Annotated in this window: 20 protein-coding genes; 2 read left to right on the top strand and 18 right to left on the bottom strand. The window is 64.2% G+C overall.

Translation table 11 applies throughout. From position 1 onward, the window contains the following. Window positions 1–383: 383 nt before the first annotated feature. Entirely contained in the window at window positions 384–833 is a 450-nt protein-coding gene (locus K5554_RS03730) for an Hsp20/alpha crystallin family protein (protein WP_221039804.1), read from the top strand. Window positions 834–902: 69 nt separating this feature from the next. Further along, window positions 903–1256, top strand: a complete 354-nt coding sequence (locus K5554_RS03725; RefSeq protein WP_221039803.1) for a YmaF family protein — start codon at window positions 903–905, stop codon at window positions 1254–1256. A gap of 53 nt (window positions 1257–1309) precedes the next feature. On the opposite strand, the gene K5554_RS03720 is transcribed toward K5554_RS03725, so the two are convergent. From K5554_RS03720 to K5554_RS03635, 18 genes are all read right to left on the bottom strand, one after another. Beyond that, window positions 1310–2071, bottom strand: coding sequence for an FMN-binding protein (locus K5554_RS03720; RefSeq protein ID WP_221039802.1), 762 nt, complete (start codon window positions 2069–2071; stop codon window positions 1310–1312). Window positions 2072–2119: 48 nt separating this feature from the next. Further along, window positions 2120–2734, bottom strand: coding sequence for a lactate utilization protein (locus K5554_RS03715; protein WP_221039801.1), 615 nt, complete (start codon window positions 2732–2734; stop codon window positions 2120–2122). Between the two features lie 157 nt (window positions 2735–2891). Beyond that, window positions 2892–3977 carry an FAD:protein FMN transferase gene (locus K5554_RS03710; RefSeq protein ID WP_221039800.1) on the bottom strand — a complete coding sequence of 362 codons (1086 nt, stop codon included), beginning with the start codon at window positions 3975–3977 and terminating at the stop codon, window positions 2892–2894. Between the two features lie 133 nt (window positions 3978–4110). Continuing rightward, a complete protein-coding gene (locus K5554_RS03705; RefSeq protein ID WP_221039799.1) occupies window positions 4111–5205 on the bottom strand; it encodes a hypothetical protein in 1095 nt (364 codons plus the stop codon). 285 nt (window positions 5206–5490) lie between these two features. Beyond that, on the bottom strand, window positions 5491–6903 hold the full coding sequence (locus tag K5554_RS03700; RefSeq protein WP_221039798.1) for an oxaloacetate decarboxylase subunit alpha: 1413 nt from the start codon (window positions 6901–6903) through the stop codon (window positions 5491–5493). 168 nt (window positions 6904–7071) lie between these two features. Beyond that, window positions 7072–8199, bottom strand: coding sequence for a S1C family serine protease (locus K5554_RS03695; protein ID WP_221039797.1), 1128 nt, complete (start codon window positions 8197–8199; stop codon window positions 7072–7074). A 204-nt stretch (window positions 8200–8403) separates the two neighbouring features. Beyond that, window positions 8404–9042 (bottom strand): V-type ATP synthase subunit D, encoded by a 639-nt coding sequence (locus K5554_RS03690; protein WP_221039796.1) that lies wholly within the window; start codon window positions 9040–9042, stop codon window positions 8404–8406. 3 nt (window positions 9043–9045) lie between these two features. Beyond that, on the bottom strand, window positions 9046–10428 hold the full coding sequence (locus K5554_RS03685) for a V-type ATP synthase subunit B (RefSeq protein WP_221039795.1): 1383 nt from the start codon (window positions 10426–10428) through the stop codon (window positions 9046–9048). Continuing rightward, window positions 10421–12193 carry a V-type ATP synthase subunit A gene (locus K5554_RS03680; RefSeq protein WP_221039794.1) on the bottom strand — a complete coding sequence of 591 codons (1773 nt, stop codon included), beginning with the start codon at window positions 12191–12193 and terminating at the stop codon, window positions 10421–10423. The genes K5554_RS03685 and K5554_RS03680 overlap by 8 nt, the downstream gene beginning before the upstream one ends. A gap of 2 nt (window positions 12194–12195) precedes the next feature. Then, window positions 12196–12522: a V-type ATP synthase subunit F gene (locus tag K5554_RS03675; protein ID WP_221039793.1), complete on the bottom strand. Its 327-nt coding sequence runs from the start codon at window positions 12520–12522 to the stop codon at window positions 12196–12198. Further along, window positions 12515–13537, bottom strand: a complete 1023-nt coding sequence (locus K5554_RS03670; RefSeq protein WP_221039792.1) for a V-type ATP synthase subunit C — start codon at window positions 13535–13537, stop codon at window positions 12515–12517. The genes K5554_RS03675 and K5554_RS03670 overlap by 8 nt, the downstream gene beginning before the upstream one ends. A 27-nt stretch (window positions 13538–13564) precedes the next feature. Continuing rightward, on the bottom strand, window positions 13565–14170 hold the full coding sequence (locus K5554_RS03665) for a V-type ATP synthase subunit E (protein WP_221039791.1): 606 nt from the start codon (window positions 14168–14170) through the stop codon (window positions 13565–13567). Next, window positions 14171–14647: a V-type ATP synthase subunit K gene (locus K5554_RS03660; protein ID WP_221039790.1), complete on the bottom strand. Its 477-nt coding sequence runs from the start codon at window positions 14645–14647 to the stop codon at window positions 14171–14173. Beyond that, complete coding sequence (locus K5554_RS03655; protein WP_221039789.1) at window positions 14644–16620, bottom strand: V-type ATP synthase subunit I; 1977 nt, start codon at window positions 16618–16620, stop codon at window positions 14644–14646. The genes K5554_RS03660 and K5554_RS03655 overlap by 4 nt, the downstream gene beginning before the upstream one ends. Continuing rightward, window positions 16607–16933, bottom strand: a complete 327-nt coding sequence (locus K5554_RS03650) for a hypothetical protein (RefSeq protein ID WP_221039788.1) — start codon at window positions 16931–16933, stop codon at window positions 16607–16609. The genes K5554_RS03655 and K5554_RS03650 overlap by 14 nt, the downstream gene beginning before the upstream one ends. 130 nt (window positions 16934–17063) lie before the next feature. Continuing rightward, complete coding sequence (locus K5554_RS03645; protein WP_221039787.1) at window positions 17064–17930, bottom strand: hypothetical protein; 867 nt, start codon at window positions 17928–17930, stop codon at window positions 17064–17066. Next, window positions 17927–19243 carry a hypothetical protein gene (locus K5554_RS03640; protein ID WP_221039786.1) on the bottom strand — a complete coding sequence of 439 codons (1317 nt, stop codon included), beginning with the start codon at window positions 19241–19243 and terminating at the stop codon, window positions 17927–17929. The genes K5554_RS03645 and K5554_RS03640 overlap by 4 nt, the downstream gene beginning before the upstream one ends. Next, on the bottom strand, window positions 19233–21029 hold the full coding sequence (locus K5554_RS03635) for an ATP-binding protein (protein WP_221039785.1): 1797 nt from the start codon (window positions 21027–21029) through the stop codon (window positions 19233–19235). The genes K5554_RS03640 and K5554_RS03635 overlap by 11 nt, the downstream gene beginning before the upstream one ends. Window position 21030: the final 1 nt, after the last annotated feature.

The following is a 21030-nucleotide window of genomic DNA, read 5'->3' as shown; positions in this document are numbered from 1 at the left end:
CGGGTGGCAGGGCCGGGCTATTTCTTCGCTTTGCTCAAGGCGTCTTCGACTGTCTTCAGCAGGCTGTTTGATGTTCCGGTACCTTGGCGGCGGCGTCCACCTTGGTGGATGGAGCGGCGATGACCCGCTTGGAATATGCTCCCGTGCCACGATGTGCTCGAGCCGGTTGTTTTGGACGGCGAAGCGGGCGCCGGGAGGCCGGGTAAATTTCCGTGCCATGTTCATGGCCTCCCGGCGTGTAAGTAAAAGCGACGGGTTTCAAGGTAAGAGCATCCCCTTCAGGCGCGTTTTTAGTATACCCGGGCGGGAAGAAAAGATGCGTCCCCGGTACATAGGGGCAGAAAAGCCGGGTAAAATAAAAAAAACAACTGGGAGGTGTCGCGATGGCCTTGATGCGCTGGGATCCTTTCCAGGACCTGTGGCAGGTTCGCGAAGAGGTGAACCGGCTCTTCGATCACACGCTGAGCCGTTACCCAGCCCTGGCCGGGCGGCGCGGCTGGCAGCCGGCCGTAGATATGTACGAAGACGAAAAAGAAGTCGTTGTCAAAGCCGAGATCCCCGGGGTGGAACCAAAGGATGTCGACATCACTGTGACGGCCGACAGTCTGAGCCTGCGCGGGGAGCTCAAGGAAGAGAGGGAAGAACGCGAAGACGGTTATGTAAGGTCGGAGCGCCGCTTCGGGCAGTTTTACCGCACCCTGACGCTGCCGGCCGAGGTGAAGCCGGAGGAGGCCAAGGCCACGTTTAAAAACGGTGTGCTCGAGGTACGCGTGCCCAAAGCCGCAGAGGGCCGAACCAAAGGGGTCAAGGTAAAGATCAACGAGGTTCACTAGCACCTTCGTCCGGCACCGGCCATACCTTAGAAGGGAGCACCCCGATTTTTTCTGAGGAGGGCCGGGAAGATGCCGGAGAACGCCGAGGAACCTGGACCCGCACTCAAGCAGGCTGAGGAGCTTTACCGGATTCACGTTCACGCGCAGACGGGAGCTACCAGCGTGGCTGCCGGGCATGTGCACATGCATCCTGGTGTGAGCGGAGCGGCCCAGGGCAGGGGCGCGAGCCACTACCACCGTCTGTGGGGCGCCACCACGTACAACGACGGCCACTTCCACACCTACAACGGCCAGACGGGACCGGCAGAGCTGCTGGGCGATGGCTACCATACCCACTACTTCCGGTTCGATACCTCTTACAACGAAGGCCATGACCACGTGTTGGCCGGTTTCGTTGAACCCGTCCGCGAGATGCCTGGTTAATACAAGAACCCGGGCTTGGCCGCCCGGGTTCCTATATTCCACTACTTCCCGGCTTATTTTACCTTGGCCTGCTCCATGGCGCTCGCCACGGCCTCGTTGAAGGCCTCGGTGCTCTGCGTGGCGCCGGTGAAGGCGTCCACCGGCCGGCCGTTGGACTCCACGAACTTGGCCGGGAGCTGGTCGTGGGCTTCCACAGACTTCTTGTACGGGTACTTGGTGTAATCCTTGAACTCGTTCTTCTCGGTGACCTCGTTGAGCTTGACATCCGTCACCTTGTCGCCCTTTATGGTGACCAGGGCGATGGCGTAGCCGTGCTCGCCGGCCTTGGACCGGCCCATAAAGGTGCCGTCGAAGTAGGCGGTCATAACTGCGGGCGTAACCTTCGCCTTCTCCAGGGCCCGCCTGACGGCCTGTTTGTATTTTTGGCTGCTGTGGGTCGCCTTGGTGTAGTCGTCTACGTCCACCGAGTTCTTCTCTACGAAGCGCTCAGCCATTTCGGCGTTGGCTTCTTTGGAAGGCGCGTAAGGATAAGTGTTGAAGTCCTTGTCGACGGCCTTCTCGGTAACCTCTTTCAGCTGGACGGCGGTGATTTTGTCGTCCTTAATGGTCACGGTAGCCAGGGCGTAGCCGTGATCATCGGCGTCGGACGCCGCGGTGTAAGTACCATCGCTGTACGTCTTAGCGGCAGCCGGCGGCTGGGCTCCAGCCCCTTGTTGCCGGCCCTGGGGCCGCTCCTGCGGCTTGAGCGCCGAGCAACCGGCCAGAAGGCTCAGGGTAAGAGCGAAGGCCAAACTCAGCACCAGGATGCGCTTCATCACTTCCCCCCCTCAACAGCTAGAGCCGTCCCTGGAACACAGTTGGCCCTAATAACCTAAGTCAGTGCGGACGAGTACCACCTGCAGGTCCGTCTTCTGCGGCCGCCGCTCGATGATCACGGTCACGGCGCACATACGGCCGGGCGAGTTGCAGTCGGTACACCGTCCGGCTACGGCACAGGGCGTTCCGGTGTTGAGCCGCCGGCCGTTGAGCGGAGCCGCCACGTTGTGCACGCGGTCCAGCGCGGCCTCGAGATCGGGCACCACTTTGTTCTGCCCGCACACCAGGATGACTTTGGGCGGTCCGAAGACCATGGCGCCCACGCGGTTGCCTACCCCGTCGACGTTCACCAGGCGACCGTCCTCGGTGACGGCGTTGGAGCTGGCCAGGAATACATCGGCGCTCAGCTGAGCCCGCCGCAGGGCCAGCACTTCCTCCGGGCCGTTCCCGCGCCAGTGCCAGGCGACCCGGCAACCCAGCGCCTCCAGCTCCGGTACCACGCCGAGCGCCTCGATGCTGCGCGAGCCGCCCACGCCGACGCGCTGGCCCGGCCGTACTTCCTTAAGGATGAAGGCTTTCGCCTCTTCCGGCGTGTCCACCACGGTGGTCTTGATGCCGTGCCTTTCGAGCGCAACCTGGGCGCGGGCAAGTTTGTCTTCCATTCCACAATCCCTCCTGAAAAGGTGTGTCCCCCACCGCGCTGGGGGTAGGAACGTCTTCACGCGCCGTCGTTATACTTTCAGCTAGTTTTTATCATAGCTCGTTTTCAGAAACGTCGCAAGCAAAACCTGCTTCAGAAAGCGGGACCGGCGGGCAAAACTAACGGCCACCGGCCCCATGACTCTGCATGATTTTCTGCATTCCCGGGGTACTCTCCACCCTGCCGTCGGGCAGGACCCAGAGGGCCTCCACGCCGTCCAGGCTTTCGATCAGGGCGCGGCTTTTTTCATAGGGCAGAAGAAACGCCGTAGTGGACAGGAAGTCGGCCACGCCGGAATCCTCGGCCACTATGGTTACCGCATGGTAGTAAGAGGCCGGCATCAGGGTATCGGGGTCGATCAGGTGGTGGATGACCTTGCCATCGACGATATAGTAACGCTGGTAGTCACCGCTGGTCACGACGGCGGCGTCGTTCACGTAGACCGTATCGAGCAGCGTCGGGCCGTCGGATACAATGGGCTTGTTCGGGTCCTGAATGCCGATGCCCCAGCGCTCCCGCACGCCGTCGAGCGGTTTACCGATGGCGCGCACATTACCGCCTGCGCTGATGATCCCCGAGACCAGACCGTCCGCCTGCGCCTCCCGTGCCACCAACTCGACGGCGAATCCTTTGGCCACCGCCCCGACATCGAGGCTCATCCCGCGTTCGGCCAGGTAGACAGTACTTTTCTCTGGATCGACGATAACCTTACCGATGTCGGTGTGCTCAGCCGCCCGGCGAAGCTCGGCCGGAGGCGGCAGCTTGGCGCTCAAAGGGTCGTCCATCCCCGCGGTGCGATAGTCGTGCCAGATCCTCAGCACAGGACCCAGTGCAATGTTGGTGCGCCCGCCGGTACGGGCGTACCAGTCCTTGGCAAAGAGAATAAGGTCGATGATGGCCTTGTCCACCTTCACCGGCCTCACTCCGGCATTGTCGTTGATGGTCTTGACGTTGTTCAGGCCCGGGTAGGTGTTATAGATATCGTACAGCCGGTGCAACTTTTGAAAGCGGGCATGGATTTTTTCAAACCAGGCATCGAACTCCTGCTGACTTTTTGCGTAGGCCACCACCTGTATCAGCGTGTCAAAGGTATCAAAAAAGCTGTTGGTGTACTTGCTGTACTCACTGCGGGGCGTCGTCCGGCAGCCCGGAAGGGAAAGAAGCAGCACGAGGAGGGCCACAAAAGCCGCGGTTGCCTTTTTCATTAGCCTCACCTTTTGTCCATAGTAACAGAAATGCACCGGCCGGACAATGGCAACTCCTGGAAAAGCCCCGAAAAACTAACTCCCCCGCTTCGGGCAGGGGAGTCAGTCGGCCTCATCTTACTGTAGTGAGACCTTACTTTGCGTTGGTGTAGGCCTCTGCGACTGCAGCAATGTAATCCTCAACGGAGATGGTGACCAGCGAGGTAAGTTCCGGAACATCTGGAACGGCGGTGTGTTCTTCGTCGCGGGCCTTAACCTTCAAGGCCTTGATCTCATCGACGGTCTTACCCGCCATCCACTTTTCGAGCTCGGCGATCTGCTGGTACCAGTTCTTACCAATCGAGGAGACCTTACCCATACCGTAAGCATCGCCCAGCTCTTTCTTGGTCTTGATGACCGCGGTCTTGTCCGAGGTCACTTTGCCGTTCTTGTCGAAGTTGACCTTGGTCTGGGCCGTGTCGATCTGCGCACCGGCTACCTTACCGTCCTTGTCGAAAGCCACGGCGGCTACAACCACATCCGCCTGGGCCACGGGAAGAGTCTCCTGGCCATCCTTAACACTGTAATCCTTCGACTTGGCAATTGAGACGTTATGGCCAAGGCCGAGTTTGGCCGCGTCCTTAACGTTCACGGCGTTCTGGTAGGCCTTCTCCACCGCGGCGATGTAATCCTCCACCGAGATGGTTACCGATGAGGTGAGCTCCGGAACGTCTGGAACTGACTGGTGCTCCTCGTCGCGGGCCTTCACCTTCATCGCCTTGATCTCATCTACGGTCTTGCCTACCATCCACTTCTCCAGCTCGGCTATCTGCTGGTACCATTCCTTTTTAATCGAGGATGCCTTAATCATGCCGTACTTGTCGCCCAGCTCTTTCTTGGTCTGGATTTCTGCAGTCTTGTCCGAGGTAACCTTCATGTTCTTATCGAACTGAACTTTGGGCTGCGCAGTGTCGATGTCAACTTTGACCACCTTGCCGTCCTTGTCAAAGAGGGCGGCAGCAATGACACTGTCCACTTGGCCTACGGCCGTAGCGTCAGCAGTGGCGTCCTTGGATTTGGCAATAGAAGTGACGATGCCGAGTCCCAGCTTAGCTGTCTGAGCCTGTTGCTGATTCTGAGCCTGCTCTTGCGGCGCAGGGTTGTTGGCCTCCTCTTTCGGCGCAGAGCAACCGGCCAAGAGAGTGCCGGCCAGAAGCAACACCAGCGCTGTAGCTAAAAGGCGCTTCATTCTTCTAGTTTCTCCCCCTAATCAGTCGTATGTTGTTTGACCGATCCTACCCAGCGAACCCCTTTGTCCCACTCAGTCCCCCTTTTCCAGTCTCCCTTTCCCTGCTATAGTTAGTTCGCCAAATAACAGCCGAATCCTGCCGGGGAAGAGCATCTATTAAACAACTTTTGTATCCCGATTAACAATCCCACCGTCACGAGAAAACCCGGCCGCGCGGCCGGGTGTCAGTAATGATAGGGTTCGTGCTGGAAGATACGGAAGGCGCGATAGAGCTGCAACCGCCACTCAGGCCGGGTAATAAGGGCGCGGCGCCTCGGCTGCCGCGGCCTCGGCGATGTTGTAGTCCACGCCGGTCTTGGCCGCCAGGCGCTCTTTGAGGAAGCGCTCGGCCACCTGCGGGAAAATAGCGTAGGAAAGGATGTCCTCGGGCTTTTGGATGTAGGCGGCGACGGCCTGTTTCGCCTTCTCCAGCCCCGGCTCCAGGAGGTCGGCCGGGCGGCAGGTGATGGGCTGTTCATCGCCGATGATCTTCTTTTTCACCGCTTCGTCGATGGGCGCCGGCGGGCGGCCGTAATAGCCGAGGGCGTAGTTCTTGACCTCGGTTGGAACCACCTTGTAGCGCTCGCCCAGGAGCACGTTGAAAACGGCCTGGGTGCCGACGATCTGGCTGGTGGGGGTGACGAGCGGCGGGTAGCCGAGCTCTTTCCGGACGCGCGGCACCTCGGCCAGGCAGTCGCGGTACTTATCCAGCGCCCCCTGCTGCTTGAGCTGGGAGGCCAGGTTACTGATCATGCCGCCGGGGATTTGGTAGGAAAGGACGTTGGTATCGACGCCGCTGGAGATGGCGGCGAACTGGTCGTACTTTTTCTTGACATCCCGCCAGTAAGCGGCGATCTCGGAAAGAAGCTCGAGGTTTAAGCCGGTGTCGCGCTCGGTCCCGGCCAGGGTGGCCACCAGGGACTCCGCCGGCGGCTGGGAGGTGCCCAGAGCCAGAGGAGAGCTGGCGGTATCCACCACGTCGACGCCCGCCTCGATGGCCTTCAGGTAGGTCATGGAAGCCATGCCGCTGGTGTAGTGACAGTGAAGCTGGATGGGCACGTCCACCGCCTTCTTAAGCTCTGTCACCAGCTCATAGGCCGTGTAAGGGGTGAGCAACCCAGCCATGTCTTTGATGCAGATGGAGTCGACGCCAAGTTCGACCAGGTCCTTGGCGATGCGGATGTACAGGGGAACATCGTGCACGGGGCTGATGGTGTAGACCACGGTGCCCTGAGCGTGTGCCCCGGCGGCTTTGGTGGCGCGGATGGCCGTCTCCATGTTGCGCACGTCGTTTAAGGCGTCAAAGATGCGCACGATGTCGATGCCGCCCGCCACCATGCGCCTCACAAACTCCTCCACCACGTCGTCCGGGTAGTTGCGGTAGCCCAGGATATTCTGGCCGCGGAGCAGCATCTGCAGCTTGGTGTTCTTGACGTGCTTCCTGATGGTCCAGAGGCGCTCCCAGGGATCTTCGTTGAGGAAGCGCATGCAGGTGTCAAAGGTGGCGCCGCCCCACATCTCCAGGGAGAAGTAGCCCACGGAGTCCAGCTTCTCCAGGATGGGTACCATGTCCTCGGTCTTCATGCGGGTGGCAAAGAGGCTCTGGTGGGCGTCGCGCAGCGAGGTATCGCAGAGCCGGACCGGCCGTGCCTTCGCCATTATCATCTCTCCTCCTTTGCGCTGCCCGGAGGCCCTGCCTGCCGTGCAGCCTTCTTCTTACGTTATTTCTGCATACGGTATACTATTCCTTCTTGGTCCTGTGGTTTCTTGTCGAGTAATGGAACGGGCGCACGGCGGCCGTCATAAAGAGGAGAGGCGTCGGGTTTGTCACCGGTTCGGCCGCGGGGCGAGAAGGGCGGTGAGGGTGAGTTTTTTGCCCTGGCGGTCGATGCCCAGGGCGACGCGCTCGCCCACCTTGTGGCGCGCCAGGGCGGCGGTGAATTCGGGGAGGGTCCGCACGCTCGTGCCGCCGACGGAAAGGATGACATCGCCGGGGCGCATTCCGGCGCGCTGGGCCGGGCTGCCTTTATAGACGTCCAGCACCGCAATACCGGATGTGACCTTGAGGTCGAAGTAGGCGCTTATCTCCCGGTTCACCTCGGCGGTGTACACCCCCAGCCAGGGCCTGAGCACCCGCCCGTGCGCCATGAGCTCCTCCACCACCGGCCGCGCCTGGCTGATGGGAATGGCGAAGCCCATGCCTTCGGCCGCCTGGGCCTTGGCTGTATTGATGCCCACCACCTCTCCCCGGGAGTTGAGGAGCGGTCCGCCGCTGTTGCCCGGGTTGATGGGGGCATCGGTTTGGATGAGGTTCTCCAGCACCTTGCCGTCGTCGGTCTGGATGGTGCGGTTGAGCGCGCTCACGATGCCGGCGGTGACGCTGCGCTGGAACTCCAGCCCCAATGGGTTGCCGATGGCCACGGCCAGGTCGCCCACGCGCAGGTTTTCGGAGCTCCCGAGCAGGGCCGGGGTGAGGCCGGCGGCGTTTACTTTGATCACCGCGAGATCCGTGCCCGGATCGGTGCCCACCAGGCGGGCCGGCAGCTGCCGGCCGTCGGCCAGGGTGACCGTAATGCGGCCGGCGCTCCCTACCACGTGGTCATTGGTGAGGATATAACCTGTAGGGTCGAAGATGATGCCGGAACCCACGCCCGCCTCTTCGTAGGCGCCGTAGAACCAGTCATACGCGCGCTGCCGGGTGGCCACGCCCACCACAGTGGGAGCCACGCGCTCGGCGACGGCGCTGATGACGCTGTAGGGATTGAGTTCCGGGCTGTCGCCCGGGCTGGCGCGCGGGGCGCTTGGGGGTGCAGGTGAGGCCTGCGGGCCGGGCAGGAGCTGGGACCGCGCAGCAAGGACACCGCCCACCAGGGCGCCCCCGGCCAAGAAGGCGACTAGAAGTAAGGCTACAGCTAACGTCCAGCGGATTTCGAGCCTGCGTGAGAAGCGGCTCATGCAACTACCTCCTCTCGGCTTCTCCCTACAGTATTTCCGCTAAACGCCTGTGGCACTCAGTGGCATGGTCGGCGGAAATTTCTCTGCCGCCCTCGGCATTCCCCGGCGGCGCCGGCGACCTGAGGCTAAATGAGAAAAGGGCGACCCTCTGGTAGGGTCTCCCTATGGGGTCTTTCCCTTTCTCGCTTACCGGCCGGGTTTTCGTCACACGCCCTTGGCCCGCACGATGTCCTTGACCTTCATCAGCCGAGTGAGGCTGGAGCGCTCGTTTTCGTCGAGCTTCATGGTGATGTAGCGCACGGTGCTCGCCAGCTGCGGGATCATCACGTACTCCAAGGCGTTCACGCGGCGGCGGGTGCGCTCGATTTCGGCCGCGAGCAGCGCCACCGCCTTTTCTACCTCGGCCAGCTCCAAGAGCCGCGGCAAAAGCTCGGCCAGCGTGCTGATGGAATCGTCCAGCTCGGCTGAGGTCTCGGCGAAACCGTAGGGATAGATGCTGTCGGTCTCGGCGCTGACCCGCTCCCAAGTGAGCTTGGGGGTGTGTACGCTCATGATGTTCTGGCGGCCCAGCTTCACCTCGAGGCGCTCCTTGGGGTACATGATGGCCTCTTCCACCGCCTCGGCGGACATCACCGCCCGGGCCAGCATGAACTTGCGGAAGGAGCCGGCCAGGCGCTCCTCCACCTCTTCCCGGAGTTCCTTGTTCTTCCTGACGAGCACCAGGAACTGCCGCATCAACTCATCGCGCTTGTCCTTGAGGAGTTTATGGCCGCGCTGGGCCATGGCGAGCCGCCGCTTGAGGCGGTTCAGCTCCATGCGAGTGGGGTTCACCCGGATCTCCATGGGCTACTCCTCCTTCTCAGCCGGCAGGTACTTATCCAGGTACTCGTCGCGGATGCGCTTGAGTTCACCGCGCGGCAGCATGCTCAGAAGCTCCCAGCCGAGGTCCAGCGTTTGGATGATGGTGCGGTCCTCGTTCTCGCCCTGCTTGACGTAGCGCGCCTCAAACTCGTCGGCGAACTTGGAGAAGAGTTTGTCCGTCTCGGAAAGCGCCGCTTCACCCAGGATGGCGGCCAGCTCCTTGGCCTCTTTGCCGCGGGCGTAGGCGGCGTAGAGCTGGTTCATGGTGTCGGCGTGGTCCTCACGCGTCTTGCCGCGGCCGATACCTTTATCCTTTAAGCGGGAGAGCGACGGCAGCACGTCGATGGGCGGGTAGATACCCTTGCGGTGCAGGTCGCGGCTTAAGATGATCTGCCCCTCGGTGATGTACCCGGTGAGGTCCGGGATGGGGTGGGTCTTGTCATCCTCAGGCATGGTGAGGATGGGCACCTGGGTCACCGAGCCTTCGCGGCCGCGGATGCGGCCGGCCCGCTCGTAGATGGTGGCCAGGTCCGTGTAGAGATAGCCGGGGTAGCCGCGCCGGCCCGGCACTTCTTTGCGGGCCGCGGAGATCTCGCGCAGGGCCTCGGCGTAGTTGGTCATGTCGGTGAGGATGACCAGCACGTGCATGTCCTTCTCGTAGGCCAGGTACTCGGCCGCGGTAAGCGCCATGCGCGGGGTGGCGATACGCTCGATGGCCGGGTCGTCGGCGAGGTTGAGAAAGAGTACGGCCCGCTCGATGGCGCCGCTCTTTCTGAAGTCCGAGATGAAGAAGTCGGCCTCTTCGAAGGTGATGCCCATGGCGGCGAACACCACGGCGAACTTGGTCTCCGTCCCCAGCACCTTGGCCTGGCGGGCGATCTGGGCCGCGAGGCGCGAGTGCGGCAGGCCGGAGGCGGAGAAGATGGGCAGCTTCTGGCCGCGGACCATGGTGTTGAGGCCGTCGATGGCCGAGATGCCGGTCTGGATGAACTCGGAGGGGTAGTCGCGCGCCGTGGGGTTGATGGGGTAGCCGTTGATGTCCAGCCGCGCCTCCGGGATGATGCGCGGCCCGGTGTCGCGCGGCCGACCGAGGCCGTCAAAGACGCGGCCGAGGATATCGAGCGAGACCGCCAGCTCCAGGCCCCGGCCCAGGAAGCGCACCTTGGCGGTCCCCAGGTTGAGCCCTGAAGTGCCCTCGAACACCTGCACCAGGGCGGTGTCGCCGCTCACCTCCAGGACCTGCCCGCGCCGGATGCTGCCATCCGCCAGCTCAATCTCCACCAGTTCATTGTACTTGACGCCGGCGACCTCCTGCACCAGCATCAGGGGGCCGGCGATCTCGGAAATGGTACGGTACTCCTTAGGCAACCTCCTCACCTCCCTCGGCAGTGACGCCCGTCACCTGCTCCTTGATCTCGGCCTCAATCCCGTCGAAGGCCGCCAGCTGGTCCTCCGGCGTGTACTTGGCACGGGCGATACGCTCGCGCACCGGCAGCGCCAGGAGCTTGCCGAGCGGCGCCTCTTTCTCCAGGGCCCGCTGGCATTCGTGGTACAGAAGGAGGATGAGGCGGATCATGCGCTTTTGCTTCTCCAGGGAGCAGTAGGTGTCTACATCGTGGAAGGCGTTTTGCAGGAGGAAGTCCTCGCGCACGGACTTGGCCGTCTCCAGGGTAAGGCGCTCGCGCGGCGAGAGGGCGTCTACGCCCACCAGGCGCACGATCTCCTGGAGTTCGGCCTCTTCCTGCAGGATGCGCATAGCCTCGGTGCGCATCTCCACCCACTCATTTCCCAGGCGCTCGCGCAGGGAGGCATCGATGTTGTCGAGGTAAAGCGAGTAGCTGAGCAGCCAGTTGATCGCCGGGAAGTGGCGCGCATAGGCCAGGGAGGCGTCCAGGCTCCAGAACACCTTGACGATGCGCAGTGTGCTCTGGGTGACCGGCTCGGAGAGGTCGCCGCCCGGAGGCGAGACAGCGCCCACAGCGGTGAGGTTGCCGATACGGCCGTCGGAGCCCAGGCAGCGCACGCGCCCGGCCCGCTCGTAGAACTCCGCCAGCCGGGAACCCAGGTAGGCCGGGTAGCCCTCTTCGCCGGGCATCTCCTCCAGACGGCCGGACATCTCGCGCAGGGCCTCGGCCCAGCGGGAGGTGGAGTCGGCCATGAGGGCCACGCTGTAGCCCATGTCGCGGAAGTACTCGGCGATGGTGATCCCGGTGTAAATGGAAGCCTCCCGCGCCGCCACCGGCATGTTGGAGGTGTTGGCGATGAGGACGGTGCGCTTCATGAGAGGCTCGCCGCTCTTGGGGTCTTTCAGTTCCGGGAACTCCAGGAGCACGTCGGTCATCTCGTTGCCGCGCTCGCCGCAGCCGATGTAGACGATGATCTCGGCGTCGGCCCACTTGGCCAGCTGGTGCTGCACCACCGTCTTGCCGCTCCCGAAGGGGCCCGGGATGCAGGCGGTACCGCCTTTGGCCACCGGGAAGAACATGTCGATGACGCGCTGGCCGGTGACCATGATCTCCTCCGGGGCGAGCTTTTCCCCATAGGGACGCCCCTGGCGCACCGGCCACCGCTGCAGCATGCTGACCTCGCGCACACCGTCCGGGGTGCGGATCTTGGCGATGGTGTCGGTGACGGTGGCCTCGCCGCTGAAGATCTCCGCCACTTCGCCCGCGATGCCCGGCGGTACCATGATGCGGTGCTCCACCAGGGTGGTCTCCTGCACGGTGCCGAGAATGTCGCCGGCGCCCACCTTGTCGCCCGCCTTGACGCGCGGCACAAACCGCCACTTTTTCTCCCGGTTGAGGGCGTAGGCTTCCACGCCGCGGGTGATGCGGTCACCCACCTGCTCCCTGACCACGTTCAGGGGGCGCTGGATGCCGTCGTAAATGGACTCAATGAGGCCCGGGCCCAGTTCCACGGAAAGAGGCGCCCCGGTCAGGTACACGGGCTCTCCGGGGCCGATGCCGCCGGTCTCTTCGTAGACCTGGATGGAGGCCCGGTCCCCGTGAATCTCGATCACCTCGCCGATCAGGCGCGCTTCGCTTACCCGGACCACGTCGTACATCTTGGCTTCTTGCATGCCTTCGGCCACCACCAGGGGGCCGGAGACTTTGATTATCCTGCCAACCGCCAAACTTACCTACCCTCTTTCCCGAATAAGATGTCCGCGCCGACGGCCCTTTCGACGCTGCGCCTGATCTGGGCCATCCCCAGCCCCAGGCTCCCGCGGCTGCTGGGAATGGGAACCAGGATAGGGGTGTTTCTTCGGCTTGCCTCACTTACGGCCTCGCGGGCCTCATCGGCAGCCTGCTCGGTGATGAACACCACACCGTAGTCACCCCCGGCTACCCGGCGCAAAGCTTCCGCCACCTCTTCGGAGCCGGTTACGGGAAAGGTGCTGACGCCTACGGCCTTGAAGCCGAGGATGGAGTCACGGTCGCCGATGACTGCAATCTTAGGCATAGACATCACGCAGCCTTTCCCTGATCTCGGCCGCCGGGAGCCCGTTGATCTTCCCCACCATGATGATGCGGATGAGCTTAATCTCGTTCTCCTTAGCCATAAGATAAGCCACCAGCGGCTCAACGCCGAAGGCGATGAGCCGGCTTTTTTTCACGTAGGCCAGCAGAAAGTCATCGGCCAGCTTCTCGTAGCGGGTGAGGCTCTTTTCGCGTTGCCAGGCCGTGATTCCTTCCCCCACCACCGGCCCCAGGGCATCTTTGGCCAGGCGGTCGGCAAAGGCCGGGAGCGGTTCTTCGACCTGGGCCAGGAAGTAATCGAGGGCGAGCCGGCCACCAGGGAGGAAAAAGCGCGGCAGGAGCGCGCGGGCGCGGGCGGCGTCTCCGCCCACCACGTGCCGCACGCGGACGAAGGTCTTGATATTGGTGAGGTCCACCTGCAGGCTGACCAGGGCGCGCAGGAACTCCTCCCCCCGCTCGCCGAGGACCCGTGTCAGGTAGGCGTAGTACGCCTTATCGAGGAGGGTGTCCACCAGCTGCGGGTCGCCCTCTTCCGCCAGGGCCTCCCCGGCCTGGTGGGCAGCCGCAGCCAGCTCTGCGGGGAGCTCTTTCCAGTTGTCCGCGGCCGCCATGGCGGCCAGCCGCTCCGGCCCGATGGTGCCGGCGGCTACTAAAAGGTCGTCCGTCTTCTGCCCCAGGTGACGTCCTTTGAGCAGCAGCTTCAGGTTGAGGACGTCGTACTTCAGGAAAAACAGGTCTGTCAGCTCGGGGTGGGGCGAGATCTTCCAAAAGAGGGCACGCACCGCGACGAGCTCCCGGCGCAGCATGGACTCATAATCGTACACGCTCGCCAGCTGCCCCACCGCCGCGGCGTAGGGGGTTTCGCCCAGGACCTTCAGCGCTTCAGCGGCGTCCCTGGCCTCCACCATGCGCTCGATCTTACCGCGGTCGAGAAGCCCCGTCTCCAGCGCCCGCACGCGGGCCACCGAGTAAGCGTACTCTGTCTTGTCGCCGTTCACTTCTCCGCCTCCTTTCCTAACCTGGACTCAGCCGGCAGGGAAAAGGACGGCAGCTACTTCCTGCTCCAGTTCATCCCGGGTAAGCTTAAGGATCAATTCGAAGGAGTAGTTGTTTTCCACACCGCCGGAACGCAGGACAAAGCCACCCTCGAGCGGCCGGGTCTCGGCCGCCAGGGTCAGTCTGCCGGGCTTGCCGCGGGCGGCAAGCTCCTGGTTCACGCGGGCCAAAAAGTCCGGACCCAGGCGCTCCCGGTCATGGGGCGCCACGATCACCTCTTCCTCGCCCGTTTCGGCGGCCGCCACCAGGAGCGGCCGGAGCAGCGCCTGGTACTCGGCGGCCGGGAGTTCCCGGAGCTCTTTCAGCGCCAGCTCAAAGGCCTTGTCCACCAGCTCGTCCTTGGCCCGGAGCTCCTCCTGGCGCGCTTCCATCTCCGCCTTGGCCAGGAGCCGGCGCTTTCTTTCCGCGGCTTCGGTGCGGGCCCGGGTCAGGATGGCCTCCCGCTCCTTTTCCGCCCGTGCCCGCGCCCGCGCAAGGAGGTCTTCCGCCTGCCGGCGGGCCGCAGCCTTTACCTCCTCCGCTTCCGCTTCCGCCCGCGAGCGGATGCGCTGGGCCAGTGCCGTAATGTCCGCCATTTAGGACACTCCCCTGAGCAGGAGTAGCGTGGCCAAGAAGGCGAGCACCGCATAAGTCTCCACCATGGCGCCGTAGGTGATGGTTTTACCCAGATCTTCGGGGCGTTTTGCGATGAGTCCGATGCCTGCCGCCACTGTCTTACCCTGGGCGATGGCGGAGAACCAGCCGACGATGGCCACCGGGAGGGCCGCCATGAGAACGGCCAGGCCCTGCTGTACCGTCAGGTCGGCAATCCGGCCGGCGAAGACGCCGATGTTGATCATGATAAGGAATCCAGAGAGCAGGCCGTAGATGCCCTGCGTTCCCGGAATCGCCTGCATGAGCAGGGTCTGCCCGAAACGCTCCGGCTGCTCGGTTACGAGGCCGGAAGCACTCTGGCCGACCAAACCGACACCGATGGCCGAGCCGATTCCCGGCAGTCCCACGGCCAGCGCCGCGCCCAGAAGAGCGAGTACAGCACCACTTGTCATTTTCAAGCCTCCCTTTCTTCCAGTTCCAGATCGATGTACCGCGTGTTGATGCGGAAAGGCGCGAACGGTCGTCCACCGCTCTCGTAGAACTTGGTGAAAAACTCCACGTACTGGAGACGGCTGGCGTGCACATACGCGCCCAGAACGTTGATGATGAGGTTGAAGGCATGCCCGCCGAGGGCAATGAGGGCACCCACGAGGTAACCGACCACCCCGCCGCCGGCCGCCGCCAGGCCCACCATGGAATTGATCACCGTACCGATGACGGTGGTACCCAAGCCCAGGGCCAGGAGACGGGAGTAAGAGAGAACATCGCTGAGGTACCCGCTTACCCCGTACAGGCTCATGATGCCCGAGAGCAGCCGCCGGATGATGTTGCGGTTGGTCCGACCCTGGGTGAGGACCAGGCCTACCGCCCCCGCCGCGGCCAGCACCTTACCGACGGCCCCCAGCGACGGCGCCGCTGAACCGACCAGGAGAAGAATGAGCCCCGTGAGGAACACCATCCAAAGCCCCTGGTCGAAAACGCCGTCGAGCACCTTGCCGCTCCTGATGTTGGTCACCATTTGGATGCTCAGGCCGGTGTAAATGTGAATCACACCCAGGCCGAAGGCCACAATCAGCATCTGCATGGGGTTGTCCATAGGGCTGAACCAAATAGGCGGCACGGGCAGGCTGCCGAACCAGCTGCCGGTGACAGCTCCCACCAGCACCGAGGCGGCGCCGCCCAGCATAAGCAGGATGAAGAGTTTGCGCGCCATACCGGCCATACGGATCTTTTTCATGGCCAGCCAGGCCAGCCCCATAAGGATCAAGCCGTACCCGCCGTCGCCGTACATGATGCCGAAGAAGATGAAGAAGAACGGCGCCAGAAAGGGGGTAGGGTCGATTCCCCGCGGGAACGGCAGGCCGTAAAGCTCGGTGATCACCTCAAAGGGATAGACGCTCTTGCTGTTGGTTAGGGTGACCGGCGGCTCCTCGTCCGGCTGCGGGTCGCGGGCCGCCAAGTAGGCGCTGGGACTCACCCGGACCACCGCCTTCTGCAGGCGCGGCCAGTCTTTAGCCTGCACCCAACCCGTAAGGGCAAAGGTCTCCTGGGTGCGGGCGAAGTTCTGGGTAATGTCCAGGCGGGCCCGGGCCAGGGCCGCGTCGTCGTAGGCGGCTTTGATGAGCAGCCGGTCGGACGCGTACTGCTTGGCCTGGGCGTACAGCTCTTCGCGCCGCCGGGCGAGTTCGGCCAGCTCCGCTTCCGTGCGCTCCTTCACCGCCGGCACCGTCCCTTCCAGCCCCGGAAAGGCTGCCCGGTTGAAGGACCGCCGGCGCAGCAAAGCCTGCACGGCTTCTTCATCCGCCCGCGCATAAAGGAGAAAGACGGAGGCCTCCTCCCGTTCCCGGCCGATCACCTCGAGATAGGCGCCGGGAGATGTCTCCTCGAGCTCGGACCGAAAAGCGCCCTCCGCCTCGGCCGTAAGCGGCAGCACCCCCAGTTCTACGCCCACCTCCGGCCCCGGCTTGAGTTCCTCCAGGGGAACATCGAAGGTTTGCCAGGGCACCAGCTGGGCCAGCAGGTTGTGCGCCCTGGTCTCTTCGTTGCGCAGGCCGGTCAGCTCGTCGTCGATGGCGCGCAGGGTGCGGTTCACCTGCGCCACCCTGTCCTTATCCTCCAGGTAGTGACGAAATTCGCTCTCTTTCAGAAACACCTTGGTACCGGCAAATTGCTGGATAAAGGTGGTTCGCTCCGGTGCCAGGCGCTGCAAAAAGTCCAGGCAGAATTTGAGCTCTGCCAGGCGGGCATCCAGCCGGGCCGCCTCTTCACCCGGTTCATCGCGCTCGAGGCCGCCGGCCTGCCCCTCCTTCTCCTGCTCCTCCAAGAGGTCTTCCACTTGGAGCGCGCCCAGGCGCTGCAGCGCCCGTGTGAGGGGTTCGCGGTCCTCGCGGTGGGCCACCAGGAGGATCTTTTTCATTTCAGCTACGGCCATTGGCTTTCACTATCCTCTCCACGATAAGCGCTACCGCCGGGGGGAGACGCCCTGCCGCTTCCTGCCGGATCCGGGCACAGGCCTTTTCGGCCTCTTTCTTAATCGGTTCGGCTTCCCGCGCGGCTTCGGCCTCAGCCTGGGCCAGCAGCTTGCGGGCTTCCTCCTGGGCCGCCCGAACGGCCTGCTCCACCAGGGCTTCGCCCTCGGCCTCCGCGCGTTCCACCGTGCGCCGGGCTTCTTCGCGGGCGGCACGCCTCAGTTCCAGGGCGTTCGCCTCCGTCTCGCGCACGGCACGCAGGGCTTCGATTGCCAAAGACATCACCACCTCTTGCGCAAGCTGGACATCGTCAATTGAGCATAAAGACCAGCACGACCACATTATAGCATAAGGAAAAACCCTGGGGCAAACAATATTCTTTATATCTGTTAAAACTTTAACCGGGCTACCCTTCCAGTTCACCCGTAAAGGCGTTTACGTAAAAGTAGGTGTCACCACCCGTCCAGATGCGCCACACAGGGGCCGCCTCCCATTCGTCGGCATTGTAGATCTTGTTGTAGTACCCCAGCACCACCTCGTGCACCGTAAGCGGGGCGGCTTCGGGGCGCGGCCGCTCCAGGGCCAGCGCCAGAAGCGCGTCGGCGGCGGAAACCACCGTGCGGGGACGCCCGCTCTCACCGAAAACCGTGAGCCGCCGCCGCCAACAGTTCTCCACGCCCTCCGGCGCCACCACCAGCACCGCACCGCTCGCCCCCACCAAGGGGAACCTTCCATAGCTTTGCCCGAACTCCACCAGGTATGTACCCTCCCGGCGGTAAGGAACAACCCGGCTGAGCGTAAGCCCGTCCAGGCCGCCGTGCCGCTCTAGAAACGCGCGTGCCTTGTCCACCGCGCCGGCCGCTGTCTGCTCCCCGGTGGTTGCTCCCCGTCCCCGGTGGGTGTAAACGGTGACCCCGCTGGTGTAAAAGAGGAGCTCCTCCGGCCCCCGGCTGAAGGCCAGCTCCAAGAGAGGGTCAGCGCCGCGCACCACCTCCACACCATCCAGGCTGCCAAACAAGCTCAGAGCCTGGGGGTAAGGGTTCTCCTTGTCGATGCCGACGCGCAGCAGCGCCAGCGCCGGCGTCTCCCGCGGCAGCGCGGCGGCCAGGGTGACGTTCTTCTGCGCCAGCCGCTCCACCAGCTCGGGTTCCGCCTGGCCCGCCGCCGCCTGCCCCGGAACCTTCTGTTCCAAGTTCAGGTAAAGCCACGCCAAGGCCAGGTCCAGCACTAAAAAAGCCGCCAAAAGAAGGCTTTTCGCCCGCGCCCAGTTCACTGCCCGCCGCCCCCCTCCGCCGGCAGCCAGAAGATACGGCCGTGAGCCGTTTCCACCGCCCACACCGGCACCAGCAAGAGCTCGCCGCTCTGCCCCGTCTCTTCCCGGTAGGCCAGGTACACGTCGGCCACCGTGTCTTCTTTGGGTAGTTTACCGCTGCGGCCGATGGCCTCCTCCAGGCCGGCGGAGCTTACGCTGGCCCAGCGGGCACGCCATGCCGCGCGCAACACCGAACGCCGGTAGCGGCCCACGCCACGGTCGCTGAGCATAAGTTCGAGCGTGGGCGTCAGCGCCGGCAGGCCGTTCCAGTATTGCGTGAAGACAAGGCGGTAGTGGAAGCCATCCGGGGCGCTCGGCACCTCGGTCAACTGGGCCAGGCGCGCCTCTTGGGGCCAGCCGCCGTGCTGGGTGATGAAGCGGGCCGCACGCTCCAGGGCCTGGGCCGGTGGCAGCAGGACACCGGCCATCACCTCCGGCGCGTTGTATTCCACCCCACCGTCCGGGCGGACGCGCACGCCGCGCTGCCCATCGCTGTAAATGGTGGCCCCGTCGCGTTCGCGGATGCAGCGCGTCAGGGAAAGGTCGGCGAAAAAGCTGCTTGCCACCACCTCCGGGTCCGCCGCCTCGCCGCCCACTCTAAGTACCGGGAGGGAAAGACTTGTCCCCGGTACGTAAAGGCCGCTTCCGACCGGCGGCGGGCCTTTGAGTTCGCGGGCGGGAAGCAGCGCTGTGCCCGAAAGCTCCCGTAAGATACCGCCCAGGGTTGTCCCGGCGCCGGGCAGCTTGAAGCCGCGCAGCTGGCCCGGGCCGGGGCCGGCCAAAAGGAGGGCCGGCTCCTGCCCCGGCACCACCAGCGCCCGCTGCACCGGCCAGGGAAGCTGGAAGCCCTCCGGGTAGTCCAGCACCGGCCCCCAGAGCTCCGGGCCTATGGGCAAAGGAAAAATCAGTTCTAAGGCAATACCGCCGGCGCCGGGTTTCCACGCCGCCGCGGCGACCTCCTCTCCGGCCAGCTGGGCGGGGCTCAGGCTGCCCAGCTGCTGCAACACATCCAGCGCCCCGCTCCACGCCCGTTCGTAGCCGGGGGAACCCGGGTACAGCAAAGCCGGCGCACCCTTGGCGCGGTGGAGGACCAGCCGGGCCGGCGCCAAGAGCGCCACCGGGTCCCGCCCGGCGCCCCAGTACGTGCCCCCGGCCGGGAGTTCCGCCGCCGGCGCTTCGGCGGCCGGCAGCCCCTGCCAGAGAAGCAGGCTGAGGTGAATGCTGAGGCCCACCAACACCACAAGGAGCGCACTTTTTACCCGCTCACGCCACAACACCGCCACCCCCGGCTTTCTGGACCGGGAGGGCGAAGCTCACCGCCGTGCCCTGCCCGGGTGTGCTGGTCAACGTGATCTCGCCGCCGTGGGCCTCAACGATCTGCCGGGCGATGGAAAGCCCCAGCCCGGTGCCCCCCAGGGTACGGGAGCGGGCCTTGTCCACGCGGTAAAAGCGCTCGAAGATGCGCGGCTGGTCCTCCAAGGGGATGCCTACCCCGGTGTCGGCCACCGTGGTGCGTACCATGGACCCTTCCCGGACCAGGCGCAGCTCGATCCGCCCGCCGGAAGGCGTAAACTTGATGGCGTTACCGATGAGGTTGGCCAGCACCTGCTCCACCCGGTCCCGGTCGGCGATCACCGGCGGGAGCCCCGGGGCGGAGCTTACGCTCAAGGTAAGGCCGGCCCGCTCGGCGGGCATGCGAAAGCGCTCGGCCACCTCGGCCACCACCGTCGCCAGGTCGAGCGGCCGCTTATCCCAGCGCACGCGTCCGGCATCCAGCTGGGCCAGCTGCAATAGATCGCGCACCAGGCGGGTCATCCGGTCCACTTCGGCATTGATGACGGCGAGGAACCGCCGGCTGAGCGAAGGCTCCAGGGCGCCCTCGTTGTCCAGCAGGGTTTCGACGTAGCTCTTGATGGTGGTCAGCGGCGTCCGGAGTTCGTGGGAGACATTGGCCACAAACTCACGCCGCAGCGACTCCAGCTGCTCCTGCTCGGTGATGTCCTGCAGGGTGAGCACCACTCCGGCGTGGCGCGTGCCACTTTTGAAGGGGTCAAGGTGCACCTTGAGCACGCGGCCGCCGGTCTTTTCGCCGTCGAGGCGCACCGTCACCGGGGTGCCGCCTTGGGCCCGGGCCAGCTCCGCAGCGAGCCCGAGCTCGGGGAAAACCTCCGTCCAACGGCGGCCGCGGACATCCGCCGGCGCCTGCGGCAGGCGCAGCAGGCCCCGGGCCGCCGGGTTGAGGTGCACAATGCGCCCCGCCGGGTCCAGGGCCAGAACGCCGTCGTTCAAGTTGGCGAGGACGGCCTCTACCTTTTCTTTTTCGTCGGAGATCTCCTGCAGGGTTTGCTGCAGGCGCTCGCGCAGGTAATTGAAGCCGGCGGCCAGCTGCCCAATCTCGTCATGGGAGCGGACGGTGACCGGTTCTCCAAACTCGCCCCCGGCAATCACCGCCGCCTGGCGGGTAACCTCTTGAATGGGCTGGGTGATGGTGCGGGCCAGGGCAAAGCCGAGGAAAACCGTGGCTGAAAGGGCGATGGCCGTGGCCTTGAGCAGAATCCCCTTGATCTCATTCAGCGTCCGGTCAACCTCGGCCAAAGACGAACTAAAGCCCACGGCGCCTACCACCTGGGCTTCCCGGCGCACCGGGACGGCCAGGTAGAAGGTGCGGGACCCTTGGGCGCTGTCGCGGCGTATTTCACCCCCGGCCACCCCGGAGAGGGCGCGGGTGAGTTCCGGTTGCTGCAGGCGCTTCCCGAGTTGCGTGCTGGCGTCCCCGGTGGCCGCCAGCACCATGCCGCCGGCATCCACCACCACAATCTGGGCTCCCGTCTGCAGGCGGAAATTATCCACCAGGTCGCCCAGGTAGCTCTCCGGTTGCTCACCGCTGAAGTAGCGCACGGAAAAGCCGGCCAGGAGGTTGGCCTGGGCCGTGAGTGAGGTGCGAAAGTTGGTCTCGTAGTAACTCTGCAGGCGGCGCACCAGCTGGACGCTGATGAGTTCCATCGCCACCAGTACCAGGAGAATGTAGATAACGACGATCTTCCCCTGGATGCTCCGCAAA

This window comes from Gelria sp. Kuro-4, assembly GCF_019668485.1.
Taxonomy (GTDB): domain Bacteria; phylum Bacillota; class DTU030; order DUMP01; family DUMP01; genus DUMP01.
Note: the sequence above shows the minus strand (reverse complement) of the source record. Positions and strands in the feature narration are given on the sequence as shown.

Excerpts from the sequence above, each read along its gene's own strand:
- K5554_RS03665 (WP_221039791.1), bottom strand. The coding sequence starts at position 14,170 with ATGGCGGACATTACGGCACTGGCCCAGCGCATCCGCTCGCGGGCGGAA.
- K5554_RS03690 (WP_221039796.1), bottom strand. The coding sequence starts at position 9,042 with ATGGAGATCCGGGTGAACCCCACTCGCATGGAGCTGAACCGCCTCAAG.
- K5554_RS03730 (WP_221039804.1), top strand. The coding sequence starts at position 384 with ATGGCCTTGATGCGCTGGGATCCTTTCCAGGACCTGTGGCAGGTTCGC.
- K5554_RS03710 (WP_221039800.1), bottom strand. The coding sequence starts at position 3,977 with ATGAAAAAGGCAACCGCGGCTTTTGTGGCCCTCCTCGTGCTGCTTCTT.
- K5554_RS03675 (WP_221039793.1), bottom strand. The coding sequence starts at position 12,522 with ATGCCTAAGATTGCAGTCATCGGCGACCGTGACTCCATCCTCGGCTTC.
- K5554_RS03720 (WP_221039802.1), bottom strand. The coding sequence starts at position 2,071 with ATGAAGCGCATCCTGGTGCTGAGTTTGGCCTTCGCTCTTACCCTGAGC.
- K5554_RS03725 (WP_221039803.1), top strand. The coding sequence starts at position 903 with ATGCCGGAGAACGCCGAGGAACCTGGACCCGCACTCAAGCAGGCTGAG.
- K5554_RS03700 (WP_221039798.1), bottom strand. The coding sequence starts at position 6,903 with ATGGCGAAGGCACGGCCGGTCCGGCTCTGCGATACCTCGCTGCGCGAC.
- K5554_RS03655 (WP_221039789.1), bottom strand. The coding sequence starts at position 16,620 with ATGGCCGTAGCTGAAATGAAAAAGATCCTCCTGGTGGCCCACCGCGAG.
- K5554_RS03715 (WP_221039801.1), bottom strand. The coding sequence starts at position 2,734 with ATGGAAGACAAACTTGCCCGCGCCCAGGTTGCGCTCGAAAGGCACGGC.
- K5554_RS03695 (WP_221039797.1), bottom strand. The coding sequence starts at position 8,199 with ATGAGCCGCTTCTCACGCAGGCTCGAAATCCGCTGGACGTTAGCTGTA.
- K5554_RS03705 (WP_221039799.1), bottom strand. The coding sequence starts at position 5,205 with ATGAAGCGCCTTTTAGCTACAGCGCTGGTGTTGCTTCTGGCCGGCACT.